General features: G+C 70.7%; 15 protein-coding genes. 6 read left to right on the top strand and 9 right to left on the bottom strand.

Going from position 1 to position 14,222, the window contains the following annotated elements; all coding sequences use genetic code 11:
• Positions 1–286: 286 nt before the first annotated feature.
• On the bottom strand, positions 287–709 hold the full coding sequence (locus ACRAKH_RS13650) for a hypothetical protein (protein WP_380721590.1): 423 nt from the start codon (positions 707–709) through the stop codon (positions 287–289).
• A 612-nt stretch (positions 710–1,321) separates the two neighbouring features.
• Between ACRAKH_RS13650 and ACRAKH_RS13645 the strand changes: the two genes are divergently transcribed.
• Complete coding sequence (locus ACRAKH_RS13645) at positions 1,322–1,480, top strand: hypothetical protein (protein ID WP_380721593.1); 159 nt, start codon at positions 1,322–1,324, stop codon at positions 1,478–1,480.
• 378 nt (positions 1,481–1,858) lie between these two features.
• Positions 1,859–2,170, top strand: a complete 312-nt coding sequence (locus ACRAKH_RS13640) for a hypothetical protein (RefSeq protein WP_380721595.1) — start codon at positions 1,859–1,861, stop codon at positions 2,168–2,170.
• A gap of 545 nt (positions 2,171–2,715) precedes the next feature.
• Here the strand turns inward: ACRAKH_RS13640 and ACRAKH_RS13635 are convergent.
• Positions 2,716–3,471 (bottom strand): phosphotransferase family protein, encoded by a 756-nt coding sequence (locus ACRAKH_RS13635; protein WP_380721597.1) that lies wholly within the window; start codon positions 3,469–3,471, stop codon positions 2,716–2,718.
• 134 nt (positions 3,472–3,605) lie between these two features.
• Here ACRAKH_RS13635 and ACRAKH_RS13630 point away from each other — a divergent pair, with 134 nt between their 5' ends.
• Positions 3,606–4,118 (top strand): transposase, encoded by a 513-nt coding sequence (locus ACRAKH_RS13630; RefSeq protein WP_380721600.1) that lies wholly within the window; start codon positions 3,606–3,608, stop codon positions 4,116–4,118.
• Between the two features lie 104 nt (positions 4,119–4,222).
• Here the strand turns inward: ACRAKH_RS13630 and ACRAKH_RS13625 are convergent, their stop codons facing one another.
• Positions 4,223–5,107, bottom strand: a complete 885-nt coding sequence (locus tag ACRAKH_RS13625; protein ID WP_380721603.1) for an SDR family oxidoreductase — start codon at positions 5,105–5,107, stop codon at positions 4,223–4,225.
• A 71-nt stretch (positions 5,108–5,178) separates the two neighbouring features.
• Here ACRAKH_RS13625 and ACRAKH_RS13620 point away from each other — a divergent pair, with 71 nt between their 5' ends.
• Both ACRAKH_RS13620 and ACRAKH_RS13615 read left to right on the top strand, forming a co-directional pair.
• Positions 5,179–5,505 (top strand): transposase, encoded by a 327-nt coding sequence (locus tag ACRAKH_RS13620; RefSeq protein WP_380721606.1) that lies wholly within the window; start codon positions 5,179–5,181, stop codon positions 5,503–5,505.
• Between the two features lie 176 nt (positions 5,506–5,681).
• Positions 5,682–6,215 (top strand): hypothetical protein, encoded by a 534-nt coding sequence (locus tag ACRAKH_RS13615; protein ID WP_380721609.1) that lies wholly within the window; start codon positions 5,682–5,684, stop codon positions 6,213–6,215.
• A 454-nt stretch (positions 6,216–6,669) separates the two neighbouring features.
• Here ACRAKH_RS13615 and ACRAKH_RS13610 read toward each other — a convergent pair whose 3' ends face one another.
• Both ACRAKH_RS13610 and ACRAKH_RS13605 read right to left on the bottom strand, forming a co-directional pair.
• A complete protein-coding gene (locus ACRAKH_RS13610; protein WP_380721612.1) occupies positions 6,670–7,080 on the bottom strand; it encodes an SSI family serine proteinase inhibitor in 411 nt (136 codons plus the stop codon).
• Between the two features lie 476 nt (positions 7,081–7,556).
• The gene (locus tag ACRAKH_RS13605) at positions 7,557–7,943 is read right to left on the bottom strand and encodes a nuclear transport factor 2 family protein (RefSeq protein ID WP_380721615.1); all 387 of its coding nucleotides are present in this window, start codon (positions 7,941–7,943) and stop codon (positions 7,557–7,559) included.
• A gap of 245 nt (positions 7,944–8,188) precedes the next feature.
• Between ACRAKH_RS13605 and ACRAKH_RS13600 the strand changes: the two genes are divergently transcribed.
• Positions 8,189–11,068 carry an AfsR/SARP family transcriptional regulator gene (locus ACRAKH_RS13600; protein ID WP_380721618.1) on the top strand — a complete coding sequence of 960 codons (2,880 nt, stop codon included), beginning with the start codon at positions 8,189–8,191 and terminating at the stop codon, positions 11,066–11,068.
• Positions 11,069–11,185: 117 nt separating this feature from the next.
• Here the strand turns inward: ACRAKH_RS13600 and ACRAKH_RS13595 are convergent, their stop codons facing one another.
• From ACRAKH_RS13595 to ACRAKH_RS13580, 4 genes are all read right to left on the bottom strand, one after another.
• On the bottom strand, positions 11,186–11,452 hold the full coding sequence (locus tag ACRAKH_RS13595; protein ID WP_380721621.1) for a hypothetical protein: 267 nt from the start codon (positions 11,450–11,452) through the stop codon (positions 11,186–11,188).
• 142 nt (positions 11,453–11,594) lie between these two features.
• On the bottom strand, positions 11,595–12,173 hold the full coding sequence (locus ACRAKH_RS13590) for a helix-turn-helix transcriptional regulator (RefSeq protein ID WP_380721624.1): 579 nt from the start codon (positions 12,171–12,173) through the stop codon (positions 11,595–11,597).
• Between the two features lie 5 nt (positions 12,174–12,178).
• Positions 12,179–12,799 (bottom strand): LuxR C-terminal-related transcriptional regulator, encoded by a 621-nt coding sequence (locus ACRAKH_RS13585; RefSeq protein ID WP_447009859.1) that lies wholly within the window; start codon positions 12,797–12,799, stop codon positions 12,179–12,181.
• Positions 12,800–12,959: 160 nt separating this feature from the next.
• Positions 12,960–14,210, bottom strand: a complete 1,251-nt coding sequence (locus ACRAKH_RS13580; RefSeq protein WP_380721630.1) for an MFS transporter — start codon at positions 14,208–14,210, stop codon at positions 12,960–12,962.
• Positions 14,211–14,222: the final 12 nt, after the last annotated feature.

The raw sequence follows: 14,222 nt of genomic DNA, 5'->3' as shown, positions 1-14,222 counted from the left end.
CTCGGTCACCGACTCCGGACCGCACCCCTGGCCTTCCCGGGATCTGAGCACGTCGAACTCGCACCCCGGGCGCGTCCGGGTCGTGCCGAACCCACGTCCCCGCACATCGGCTTTCCGGTGCGCGGGGACGTGGCGACCACGTCCTGAGCCGACGTCGCATTCCAGCGAGATGTGCCGCTGCTCAACACCAGACGGTGCCGACGATCTTGTGTCGGCATTCCCCAGCCGGTTCACCCGGTTACGCGGAGCGCAACACTCCTGTCAACGGGCGTCCTTGCCAACGAAGTCAGTTGTGGGGGTTGTCGCGGTAAGTCATGCCGCTGCAGTTGGTGGAGCACACCGTGATACCGAAGTCGTTGATCTTCCGGTTGGTGGGGCCCCAGTGCGTGGCGCCACGGTAGGGGTCGGATTCACAGCCGCCCGCGTCCTCCCGGGATCCGACCTGGGTGAAGTGGGCGTCGCCGTTGTAACGCACGTGGAACCGGATGACCGCGCGAACTCCGTCACCCGGACAACGGTCGTTGATGTAGATGCTGTTGATGTTGACGTAGAAGGGGGAAGTGAAGTCCGCGTACACCGAGCCGTAGGCACCACCGTCGGGAGAAGTGGCGCTGAGAGCGCCGTCCACCGCGGCCGAGGTCCCAGGGTTCGCCAGAATCGCGGCCCCGGTCACCGCCAGAGCACCAAGAACCGCTTTGAGCTTGTGCATGATCGAAGAACTCCCTCGTGTACGAGACTCTGCCGTGAGAAATACCGAATCCGGTTCCACCTGTTCGGCACCAGGGAGCAGATCGACCGTTTGCGACACAACGTTACGTCGCGGCATGTCGATCAGCCGCTGCCGGCCTTTCCGCCTGACGTAGCGTGACAAACCTCAACGCCAAATGGGTGAATATTCCGCGTTGATCAAGCCTTGTGCCATTTGACCCCACGTTGGTCGAGCATGCGAACCGCGTTCCGCCGCCATTCGGGGGCACCGCGCGTCTCATCGGGCGGTCCGCAGCGCTCCAGTCGCGATCAGCCTGGTTCCCGATCACCGCGACCAGACTGCTCGGCGGCGGCACGGCCAACGCCGCGATCGGCGTCGGCGGCAAACGGCGCCGGGCGGAAGGCCGGCGACAGCCTCGCCCTCAGACCGCCCGAGGCCCGCCGGCGTCCGCATCGTGAACCTGTCCGGACTCTTGGCCGACCTGCTCCACGACCACCCCCACCGCGCGGTTCGTGTTCACCTAAAGTCCACAAGCCGAGTGGGCCGTGACAGCGTGATTTTACTCTGACACGATGAGTGACCGAACGGCATACCCGGACACAAGGAGCCAGCTTGAACGACGACACCATGGTCGGCCCTGGTGCTCACGAAGTGACCGCGACCGAATCCGCCGCCCGAGGTGAAGTCGCGGAGGCACAGGTGTTCGCCCTACTGGCCATCGCGTCCGCCATCAATCGCCTGGCCGACGCCGTCGAGAGCCGCGGAGTCTGAGCAGCCTTGGCCTGCCGCCCCGTATGCGACGGCAGGGCGGCATCTCGGCCACTTGCACCGCTCGATCGAACCCGGCGTTCAGCACCCGACCACCTGCCGCATCGAGCACCCAGGCTCCACATTTCCGCACAACCGGTGTTCCGTACCCGACGGGCCCTGCCAACTCAGGAAGCGTGCCGACCACCGACCTCTTCGAGCCCGGCAAGTCACACCACTACGGCCGGGCCAACCGATCACCGCGAGGTTGTTGGTCCCCAGTCGACCACCCGGCCCGATGCCGCGCTTGTCTTCCCGGCGCGGAGTCCAACCACGCCGGCGTTCAATTGCCGCGAGGAAGTTCTCGTCTGCGCAGCCCTGTGGTGGGGCACAATCGCGATCATGAGCGAACGGGACCGACTGTCACTGCTGTGGGGAGAACACGTGCGTGCGCCGTTCCCGCGGCACCTTCGCGGTCGGGACGTCAACGGTGAGGACATGGTCACGCTGGACTCGGCCATCGCCGGCTGTGTCTCTTCGGCGCTGTCGGGACACCTCGACGAACGGCGCCGCCTGATCCTGCTCGGTCGCCTCGTCGCTGTCGAGGAGGTCCTGCCGTCGATCGACGGCGAAAACGGCGCGCGCGAGTACTACGAACGCTTGCGGGAGATGGCCGTGTTGGCGATCCGCCTTGGGGATGCCGAGACCGCATAGCGCCGCGGGACGTCCGCTTCTCCTCAAGCGCACAACGTCATATGGACGCGAACCACAGATCATTCGTGGAGAAGGCACCGTCTCCCAATATCCGCGGCGTCGCCGGGCCGAATGCCGCCACGAGGACGTCCGGGTCCACATCAAGACGTTATCGTCGAACGAGGGCACGTGCCCGACCGGCAACTCCCCAAGTGCCAGACGACCGACCGACATGCGATGGCTGTCCGCGATCACCGCCAACGGCTGGCTGATCCAGTCTCGCCCGCGTCTTCGTCCCACTCCAGCACGAGCGGGGTTCCGGCCATGCGACGCCGCGACTTCCCGTGCGGCTCGCGCAGTCCACTCCCGTGCCGACGAAGAGGTCGCTAACGCATCCGCGAGAACAATCATGAAGCACCTCCGGGTACTGCGGAGTTGTCGGCACTCCGATCGGTTGCGCCTACAGACCCAACTCCGCCCGCAAGTCGTTCCACCGCACAGCCCTGCCGGCAGACTGGCCGGCCTCGGACGATCTGGCGGCCGGAGAACTCCCTTCCACACAGCCCTTAGTGTTCCCGCATCCGGGATCTGAGGACGTCGAACTCGCACCCCGGCGCGTCCGGGTCGAAGCCGTGCTCGATCAGCCAACGCGACGCCACCAGGCTGCGCAGTGACCACCAGGCGCGGATCGCGTCGCGGTCCGCGTCGGCACCGTAACCGACGAGCAGGTCGTCCAGGCGTTCCTCGTGCCCTAGCGTCACAGTGGCGAGGTCGAACATGGCATCGCCGGGGGCGGCCTCGGACCAGTCGATGACACCGGTGACCTCGTCGCCGTCGACGAACACGTGCGTGATCTGCAGGTCGCCGTGGATGAACACCGGTTTCCACGGCCGGAGCGCGGCCTCGGCGATCTCGCGGTTGCGCCGGATCACCTCGGCGGGCAGAACGGCGTTGTCGAGCAGCCACGCGCACTCGCTGTCCAGCTCCGCGGCCACGTCGTCGAGCCTGGGCCCCGGCCACGGCGGCAACGGCGCGTCGTGCAGCCTCCGTATGGCCGCGCCCGCCGCACCCCACGCCGCCGGCGACACGGCCGACGGTTCGCCGAGGACGCCGAGCGCCTTGCCGGGCACGGCGGCGATCGCGAGCACGGGCGGCTCGCGCCAGAGGACCGCCGGGGTCGGTATCGGCGCCATGGCCATCGCCCGCACCTCGACGTCGGCGTGCGCCGGGTCGCCGTCGATCTTCAGGAACACGTCGCCGACGCGCAACGTCGCACGCTGACTGTGGGCGACAACGACTTCAACCTGTTCCACACCGGCCATCCTGGCGGCAACACCCGCCGATGTCGCCGGATTTCTCGATGGCCGAGCCGCCGCCGGTTCCGTTCGGCGCGACGGGTGCGGACGGGGCCTAGGAACATCGCCGCTTTGGCGCGTCGCAGCGGCTGCTCGACGCGTTGCGCGACCGCGTCCGCCTGGCCGAGGGCCGGGTGGCGGCGCCGTCGGTGGCGGTCATGGAGTGCCAACCGGTGCGCGCCGCCGCTACCGTCGACCGGTCCACCCGCGGCTGGGACGGCGGCAAGAAGGTGCAGGGCCGTAAGCGCCACGTCGTCGTGGACACCACGGGGTTGTTGTTGGCGGTGCCCCGGCTGGCCTCGACGCAGGACCGGGTCGCCGCTCGCCCACCGCGCGCCCGCAGCCTGCTGCGACGCCTGCGCGACACCGCCGGCGAACGCGCCGCGTTGGTGTGGGCCGACGGCGGCTACACCGGCACCCTGCTCGACTGGGCCCGCAGAACACTCGGTTCACTGGTGGAGATCGTCCACCGCCCCGATCTGCCGCACTTCACCGTGCTGCCAAGGCGATGGGTGGTCAAGCGGGCCTGGCCTGGATCACCGGACACCGCCGCTGTGTCCGCGACTACGAACGCCTACCCCTTCACCACGAGGCCATGGTCCGCTGGTCCATGATCCGCATCACCAGCCGCCGACTCACCCAACGCCAATAGCTGGGAAACGGGCACTGAGGATTCGGCGGAATGGCCGGACCGGCGATCTCGATGGGAGGTCGAGGGTCAGCGGAAGTCTTCCACGTGATCGCGCGCCCACTGCGCGTAGGTGCGACCGTCCTTGCCGGTGGCCTCCCCATAGCCCGGCAGCGGCTTCATCAGATCCGAGTAGTCCTGGTCGGAATAGCCGTTGTCACCGCCGCCCGCGCCGCCCTCGTAGTCGACGAACCCGAGCAGCAGGTCGGCGCTCTCGGCGGCAAAGCCTCCCATCGCCCTGAGGACGTCACGCGCTTCCTCGCGGGAGACCTCCTCGTAGCGCACCTCCTCACCGAGCGCATCGGCGATGGCCCCGACCTGCCGGCGCACGGAGAGTTGCTCGGGACCGCTCAGCGTGTACGCCTTGCCGATGTGCCCGTCCTCCAACAGTGCCACCACGGCGACGTCCGCGATGTCCGCTTCGTGGATCGGGGCGGCGCCGAGGTCGTCGCCGAACGGATAACGCACCATTCGCGACTCCTTGATCATCGGTCCCCAGATCGGCAGCATGTTCGTCATGAACTCGCCGGGCCGCACGTGCGTCCACTCAAGCCCGGCCTCCTCGACCGCACGCTCGACCCGGGCGTGGTAGGCGGTGTCGGAGCCGAGCGTCACGGCCGCGGCGGAGAGCACGACGACGCGCCGCACACCCGCCTGCCTGGCCAGGCCGACCACCTCGGTCGCGGTCTCCGGTTGCGGGAACAGCAACAGCTTCTCCACGCCCTCAAGCGCGGCCACGAGCGATGAGGGCTGGAGCAGGTCGCCCTTGAAGACCTCGACGTGCTCGGGAAATACGGCCTTCGCGGGCGTGCGAGTGAGCACCCGTACCGACGCGCCCGCTTGGACGAGCCGGTCGACGACGTGCCGCCCGACCAGACCCGTCGCACCGGTTACCAAGATCGTCACGGCTTCCACTCCTCGTCTTTGTGCTGGTCAACCCAAGGTAGACCGAATCCAGGTCACTTCCTGACCGCTATTGCGATCGCATGGGAAGCAGTCGCGAGAGCCGCAGCCGGATCAAGGCGGGAAGTCGGCCGGCAGGGCCGGCGGATCCGACTCGACCCGCTGTTGCCCGATCCGGCGTGCCTGGCCGGTCAGGGTGGCGGTGGGCGGGGCAGAGAGAGAAGCACTGCCGCCGCGTGATCCTGTACGTGGTCGACAACGGCATCAAGTGGCGTGCCCTGCCGGCGGACTTCCCGCCCTGGACCACGGTCTACAAGCGCTTCACCGCGTGGGAGAAGACCGGTGCCGTTAGAGGCCGCTCTCCTCGTCAAGCTCCTTGCCGCCGTTACTGGAACGGCACTTCGAGGTGACCTTGTGGGTGATGTTGTCGGCCAGGTCGTAGGAGGTCTCGGTGCACCCGGCGTCCGTGTTCGCTGCTTTTCCGGTTGCAGCGACGGCATGCGCGACTCCGGAACGCGGTTGTCGTCGCTCGGGTGAGCGCGCGGCGCCATGCGGATAGGACCCGGCCGGTGGGGTAGTCGGGAGCATGCTGAAGCGTGCGTTGTGGCAGGGGCTGGTCGCCGGGGCTGCCGGTGCGGCGGTGATGACCGTCGGGGAGAAGCTGGAGCAGCGCGTGACGGGTCGCCCCGACTCGCACGTGCCGGGACTGGTGCTGGAACGGCTGCTCGGGACGTCGGAGTGGGCCGGCCGGCAGCCTCGCGCGGTGAACCTGGTGATGCACTTCGGGCAGGGCGCGCTGGCCGGGGTGGTGCGGTCGCTGATGGCCAACGCGGGGATGCGCGGCCCGGTGGCCTCGGTGATGTTCACCGCGGTGCGGTTGAGCAACGACCAGATCCTGGAGAACGCCACGGGTGTCGGCGCGCCGCCCCAGACCTGGCCCCGGTCGGAGCTGGTGGTGGACCTGCTGCACAAGTCGGTCTACGCCTTCGCCACCGGGTTGGTCGCCGACGCCCTCGCCGCACGCGGAGGTCCCGGCCCCGGGCAGCGGCACGCCTCGATGCGCCCAGGCCGCCGGTCCGACGTCGGCCCGCTGCCACGCGGTGCCTCGGCCGGTCGCTGAACGTCGTCCGGACAGTCGGGCGGTTCGTGCGACGGCACTGGAGGTCGTGCTGGGAGCGGGAACACCTCGGTGAGATCCGGCTCGCCGCGCCGTTCCAACGCGCACGGGACGACGAGCCGGTCGAGGAGTCGGCGTGATGCTTCGGTGGTCCGTGGCGGGGTAGCCGTGGTGCGACCCGGACAACGGAGGTTGGTCATGACGGAACCGCAGCACGACGAGGACACGGTGGAACGGGGCGCTTCCGAGGAAGCGACCGGTGCGCCGCTCACCGAAACGGAGCGAGAGGTGTCGAAGAGGCCGCCGAGCGACAGCCCGGCGGAGGACGGGTCGACCGGCGAGGAAGACGGGTCCTAGCTCGAGTTCACCTTGTCGCGTCCCTGCCGAACGGCTGCTGCGGTTGCTTCATGTGGCTCCCGCTCCGCCTTCGGCGGAAGCGGACGCCGGTCGGTTTCGGTCAGATGTGCCAGACCGGCCCGGTGGACGCCGCGAAGACGCAGCTGTTGCCGTAGGTCGTGGTGTGGCTGATCGGTGCGCCCGCGTACCAGCCGAAGGCCCGGACGGTGACCGGCGCGTAGATCATCGGGCACGCCACGCCGGGGTTTTCGACGTCGGTCGCGCCCACGTTGCCACCGGCGGCCGCCAATTCGGCGCATGCCGCGACCGGATCGCGGTGCAGTCCGCCTTCAGGTGCGCAGGTGAGAAAACCGTGAACGGTTCGGGGGCCTGCCGGGTCGGCGTCGGAATAGGTGACGCCGAGGAACAGAAGGGCCTCCGGTGCGGTGGCGGCGGAGGCCGACGGGACGACGAACGCGCTGGCCAGAGCGGCGACGGTGGTCGCGACCGCGGCGAGCAGAACGCGGGACATGGTTCTCCCTCGAAACGATGACTGCGGAATGGTTGCGGATTGATCGGTCGGATCGCATCCGCCGCAGACGTTAGGTTCCGAGGTGACACCGCCTCAATGTGATGGTTCTCGCAGGCGGTCATCAGGGTGATTTTCCATTGTCAAATGCGTGAATGCCGATGACCTTCGGAGCAGTTGATTGACGGAATGGGCGGACGTCCCGGTCGTCGGGGACCGGCATGGGTGCCGTCACGGCCGGCGCGGTGGTGACGTGGCCGTCGTGGTCGGGCGGTGAAGCCGTGGCTTCGTACGCGCCGGGGCGCGCCGGGTGAGGCTGGGTGAGCCCGAGGGAGCCGGCTGATCAAGTGCACGCGCACGGCGTCACACCCATCCAGTTTCCCTATTCTCACCGGATGGGCCGCCGGGAAACCGAAGGCTCGTTTGTCGGAGTTGCTCCGAACGCGGTGCCAATGCGTCCGAACGCGTTCCGCGAACCGTCACGTGGTGCTCACGGAGTAGAAACGCCTGCACCCCGTCAGCAGGCCGTCGTCGGCGATGGTGAAGATGTCGGCGAATTCCACCTCCGTCGCCGGGGCCGACGTGAAGCGGCCCACCGCGGCGATGCAGTCGCCGTCGGCGATCACCCGCAGCAGGCGGTGCCTGCCCTTGGGGCCCTCGGGCGGGGCGAGCACGTCCAGCACCTGGGAGCGGCAGGTCGACGGCGCCGCGTGGAGCGAGCCTTCCTGCCCCTTGCAGTGCACCAACGACTCCAGCCCTTCAAGATCACCCTCATCGGCGTAGAGGTAGGAAAGCCGGACGTGATCGACACCGACCGCCGTGACCGTGTCGCTGGGCGGTGGCAGCCGCCGTTCGCCGAGGACCATGTCCCCCTCCTTTCGCCCACCGCCCGCGAGGTGCGGGGCGGGCCCGCGGAACCGACTCTCCACTCCCTCGGCAACCGCCCCTTATCACGCCGTTATCGCGAGGGCATCCTCCTTCCATAGCCTTTTCCGATGACGTGCCGCGATGCCGTTTTGCGACGTCGAGCGGACATACAGAACTCATGTGCGCAGGTATCTTCTGCCTATGCCCGGCGCAAGCCCCACCCGGGTGGGTGAGCGGAGGTCGCGTGGACGAGGTCGGGATTCGGGTGGCGTCCATCGGCGACCACCTGGTGTTCAGGGTCCTGGGGCCGATCGAGGTCGCGGGCGCGGGCGGTCCGGTGCGCATCCCGCCGGGTCGGCAGCAGATCATCCTGGCCTCCCTGCTGGTGGAGGCGAACAAGGTGGTCAGCACCGATCACCTGGTCGACACCCTGTGGGAGGTCCACCCGCCCGACACCGCGCGCACCCAGGTGCAGATCTGCGTGTCACGGCTGCGCAAGACGCTCTCCGACGCCGGCGTGGAGGTGTCGATCGTGACCCGCCCTCCCGGCTACCAGTTGCGCGTCCCGGACACGGCGCTGGACGTCCACGAGTTCACCCGCGCGGTCGCCGAGGCGCGAGCCGCCGCCAAGCGCGGGGCCCTGGCGGAAGCCTCCGAGGTGCTGCGGGCCGCGGTGGGCCTGTGGCGCGGGCCGTGCCTGAGCGGGCTGTCGGGCCGCTCCCTGCGCACCAGGGCTCTGCGCTTGGACGAGGACCGGCTCAACGCCGTGGAGACGTATCTCGGCATCGACCTGGAACTCGGCCGGCACCACGAACTGGTCGGGGAGATCGGCAGGCTGGTGCACGAGCACCCCCTGCGGGAGCGGCCGCGCGCGCTGCTGATGCTGGCGCTGTACCGGTCGGGGCGCAAGGCGGAGGCGCTGGACGTGTACCGCGCCGGCCGCGACCTGCTGGTGGAGGAGCTCGGCCTGGAGCCCGGCGAGGAGCTGAGGGGGCTGGAGCGGGCGATCCACGCCGGTGACGCCTCGCTGCTGCGCCGCCCGGCGCCCGAGCGTGATCAGCCGCCGACCCCCCACGTCGACGCGACACCGTCCAGGGCGGTGCCCCGGCAACTGCCGGCGGACACGGCCGACTTCATCGGCGGGGAGGCGCTGATCCGCACCGCGGAGGAGGTGCTCACCGGCCGGCGGGATCGGCGGGCGATCGGCGTCGTGGTGGTCATCGGCAGGCCGGGCGTCGGCAAGTCGACGCTGGCCGCCCACATCGGGCACCGCATCGCGGAGGAGCACTTCCCGGACGGCCAGCTGTACTGCGACCTGCGCGGCACCTACGGCGACGCCGGCCAGTCGGCCGACGTGCTCGGCCGGTTCCTCCAGGCGCTGGGCATCCCCGGCTCCATGATCCCGGCCGATCTCGCGGCGCGCACGGAGATGTACCGGACGCTGCTGGCGGATCGTCGGGTGCTGGTCGTGCTGGACAACGCCGTCAGCGAGCGGCAGGTGCTGCCGCTGCTGCCGGGCAGCGGCACGTGCGCGGTGGTGGTGACGAGCCGGTCGCGGCTGACCGGCCTGCCGGGGGCGCGCCACCTCGAACTGGACCTCCTGGACCCGCACCAGTCGCTGGAACTGCTGGGCCGGGTCATCGGCGAGGACCGGGTGTCCGGTGAGCGGGAGGCCGCCGAGGCGCTGGTGCGCACCGTCGGCGGGCTGCCCCTGGCGTTGCGCATCGTCGCGGCGAGGCTGGCGGCGCGGCCGCACTGGTCGCTGGCGTCGATGGTGCACCGGCTGGCCAGCGAGCGGCATCGGCTCGACGAGCTGGCGCACGGCGAGATGACGATCCGGGCGAGCCTGTCGCTGACCCACGACGGGCTCGACCGGCCGACGCGGCGGCTGTTCGGCCTGCTGAGCCTGGCCGAGGGGCCGTCGTTGCCGGGCTGGGTGGCGGGCGCGGTGCTCGACGACGACCGCCCCTACCCGTCGGACCTGATCGAACCCCTGGTGGACGTCCAGATGCTCGACGTGGTCTCGGTCGACGGCTCGGGCGGCTTCCGCTACCGGTTCCAGGACATCATCCGCCTGTTCGCCCGCGAGCAACTGTCCACACTGGACGCCGAGGAGCACCGGCTGGTGCAGGAGCGCGTGCTGGGCGGCTGGCTGGCGCTGGCGGAGCGCGCGCACCGCGGCGTGTACGGCGGCGACTTCACCGCGCTGCACGGCGACGCGCCGCGCTGGCTCCCGCCCGCCGACCACGTGGCGCGGCTGCTGGAACACCCGATCGAGTGGCTGGAGGGCGAGCTGCCGAACCTGCGCGCGGCGGTGGCGCAGGCGGCCAGGATCGGCATGGACGAGCTGTGCTGGGACCTCGCGGTCACCGCGGTCACCGTGTTCGAGGCACGCGGGCACCTCGACGACTGGCAGCACAGCCACGACGAGGCGTTGCGCGCCACCAGGGCGGCCGGCAACACCCGCGGCACCGCGGCGTTGCTGGCGTCGCTGGGCACGCTGCACATCAACCGGGGACGTCCCGCGGAGTCGAGGGCGGCGCTGACCGAGGCGGTGGAGCTGTTCACCGGGATCGGCGATCCGCTGGGGCAGGCGCTGTGCCACCGCGACCTCGGTCTGCTGACCCGGCAGGCGGGTGACGACGCGGGCGCGCTGGAGCTGTACGAGAGCGCGCTGCGCGGTTTCGGGCAGGTCGACGACGTGGTGGGGCGGGCGATCGTGCTCACGCAACGCGCCCACATCCTCATGCGCACCGGGCAGGGCGACGAGGCGCTGGAGCAGTTGGCGGAGGCGATGGACATCTGCCGCTCGGTCGGCTACACCGGCGGGATCGCCACCACGATGCGCCGCATCGGCCAGGTGCAGCTGCACCGCGGCGAGCACGCGCGGGCGGAGCGGACCCTGTCGGAGGTGCTGGAGATGGTGCGCGCCAACCGGGACGTGATCGGTGAGAGCCACCTGCTGCACAACCTCGGCGAGGTCAACGCCGCGGCCGGGCGGCACGACACCGCGCGGGACTACTTCGGGCAGTCGATCGCCGTGCGGGAGCGCATCATGGACCACGAGGGGGCGGCGGTGGTGCGGCGGGACCTCGCTCTGATGGAGGCGCAGGTCCCCGCTTAGGGCCGGAGAGGACGGCCGCGGTTCGTCACGCGGCGGGCGGTGCGTCGGCGTGGGTGGCGTGGGTGGCGTGGTGGTTCCGGTGGGACCTGCGGTGCTGTTCCGGGGTCGGCGTTGGACCTAGTCCCACGGGTTGCTGCCGTCGGTCGTGACCGGCGCGGTGTCCCACGGGTTGGAGCCGTCGGTGGCGACCGGCGCGGTGTCCCACGGGTTGGAGCCGTCGGTGGCGACCGGCGCGGCGTCCCACGGGTTCGAGCCCTCGGTCGAGACCGGCGCGGCGTCCCACGGGTTCGAGCCCTCGGCCAGTGCGCTCTGGCCGCCGAACATCGTGGCGACGGTGACGGCGGCAAGAACAACAGCGCTCTTCGCGATGACGGGGAAGTTCATTTTTCTCTCCGATCCGGTTTGTTCTTCGGTGTTGAGAAAAATGTATGAGGAGAGCCAATCCCGCCCTTATCACGCCATTTATCCCCCGGCTATCACGGCTCACGCCGGCCGCGATAGGCACCGCACACGCGCCTTGACCAGCTCAGATGAGCCCCAGCCGCACCGCGTGCGCCACCGCGTGCGCCCGATTGCGCACCCGCAGCCGGGCGGTCAGCTCGTAGATGACGTTCTTGACGGTGTGCTCCGAGCAGGCCAGCGCCCGCGCTATCGCGGAATTGCCGAGACCGTCGGCCATGAGCTGCAGCACGGCGGTCTGCTTGGCGGTGAGCGCCTCGACCTCGACCATCGCCCCGTCGCCGGACCTGCCCAGCAGCCGCACCAAGGCCTGGTAGGGCACGACGCCGTCGCCGTGCAGGGCCGAGTGCACGCCCGCGACCAGGCGCGACACCGGCGAGGCCACCGGGCAGAGCACCGCGCTGGCGCCCATCCGCACGGCCCGCAGCACCCCGGCGGGGTCGAAGGAGTCGGCCAGGACCAGCAGCCGGTCGTGGCCGGGCCGGAACACGGCGGGGCAGGCGTCCAGCGCCTCGTCCACCGTCTTCGCCGCGAGCACGACGACCACGTCCGGGCCAGGCGCGTCGACCAGGACCATCCCCGCGCCGCGCAGGCGTTCGGCCACGTCGCGCGCCACCGGGCCCACCGCGGTGACGTGCACCCGCACGCCGGTCACAGCAGACCCGCCCGCAGCGCGTAGGCCACGGCGTGCGCGCGGTTGCGCAGCCGGAACCGGTAGGTGATGTCGTGCACCACCGTGGTGACGGTCCGGGGCGAGTAGCACAGCTTCTTCGCTATCTCCCCGGTCTCGTGGCCCTCGGCGACGAGGCTGAGCACGGCGCGCTCCCGCTCGCTCAGCCCGGCCCCGGCCAGGACGGACCCGGACGGCGCCGCCTCGGTGCCGTGCAGCTGGTCGAGCAGGTCGGGCGGGACCGTGCAGTCCCCCGCCGCGGCGGCCAGCACCGCGCGGGCCAACCGCTCCGCGCCCGCGTCCCGGCGGCGCAGCAGGCCGCGCACGCCGCTCAGCACCGCGTGCAGGGCCTGCGCGGGCGTCAGGTCGGCCACCACCAGCACCACGGCGCCGCGCCGCGTCCGGACGAGGTCGAGCACCGCGCGATCGACCTCGTCCACCATCACGACCGTGACGTGCGCGGCCTCGGCGTCGTCCGCGGGCACCACCACCAGTTCGGGGTGCCCGCGCAACGCACTGGCCGCCCCCGCCTCCAGCATCGGGTCCCTGGCCACCACGGCCACGGGCACCAGCGCCCTGACGACAGCACAGCTCTGCTCCATGTTCGCCCCCAAGCGACTACGACGGATGACATCGCGTTGAGACTGGGTTCGAACGAAGGATCGGCACCGCGGCTATCACGGCGGAATCCCCGACCTATCCACCTGCCGCGAACGAGCGGACAGCGGCGGGATGGGGCGGGGATAGCGCCGGCTGCGTGGGTCAGCGCATCTCGCGCACCGGCTTGGAGGCGAGCACGCCCAGAGCGGTCACGACGAGGATCACCGCCGTGCCGCCGAACATCACCGCGGTGTTCCGCTCGGCCAGCGCGCCGCACACCACCAGCGACAGCGGCGCGACCGCGTAGCCGAGCACCATGTCCACCGAGATGACCCGGCTCAGCACCGAGCCCTTGATGTTGCGCTGGATCCAGCTCACCCCGAACACGCCCTGGAAGCCGATGCCGAACCCCATCGCCAGCACGGTCCCGACGGCCACCGCGGCCTGGTCGACGGCGCCCAGCGCGGCCATGCCCACCGCGAGCCACCCGGCCAGCGCTGCCACCAGGAGCCCGACCCGGGGCCGGGTGCCCACGGCGCCGCCGACGAGCGTGCCGAGCATCGCGCCGGCCGCGAGGGCGCCGTTGAGCAGGCCCATCGTGGCGGAGCCGCCCTCGACCTCGTTGCGGGCGAGGTTGGCGAAGCCGACCGTGAACGGCCCGGCGTAGCAGAACGTCACGGCCATGTCGACGACGAGGACGGTCCGGATGCGCGGGTCGGCCCACACGTACCGCAGGCCCTCCTTGATCCGCGCCCACAGCGAGTCGCCCGCCTCGGCGCCACCGCCGGCGTCCTCCTCCTGCTCGCGGGGCAGCGTGCGCACCGCGGACACGCACAGCGCGCACAGCGCGAAGCACAGCGCGTCGACGAGGAAGGCGTAGTTGGCGTTGGAAGCGGCGACCACCACGCCGCCGACCGCCGGGCCGAGGACCGAGGCGACCTTCACCCCGGAGCCGAGCAGCGCGTTGGCGGCGGGCAGCACGTCGGCGGCCACCACCGAGGGCAGGATCGACACGCGCGCGGGCTGGAAGAAGGCGTCCACCGCGCCGAACACCGCCGCGGCGGCGCACAGCACCCAGAACCCGAGGGTGCCCGAGAAGCCCGCCACTGCGACCCCCGCCATCACCCCCGCCCGCGCCCAGCTCGACACGACCATGAGCCGCCGAGGCGACCACCTGTCGCTCAGCGAACCGCCCACGAGGGTGAGCAGCGCGCGGGGCACGGCCTGCGCCGCCAGGACGTAGCCGAGCATGAGCGTGGACCCGGTCAGGTCCAGCGTGATCCAGGCGAACGCGATGTAGCTGAACCCGTCACCGAGCAGGGACAGGGCCTGCCCCGCCCACAACAGGCGGAACGAGCGGAGCCGGGCGGGGGCCCACAGGCGCGAACCCGCACCTGCCAACGTGGTAGCCATAGCGGAGACCTT

Source organism: Saccharothrix hoggarensis, from assembly GCF_052936025.1.
This window is presented reverse-complemented; position numbering and strand designations above follow the sequence as displayed.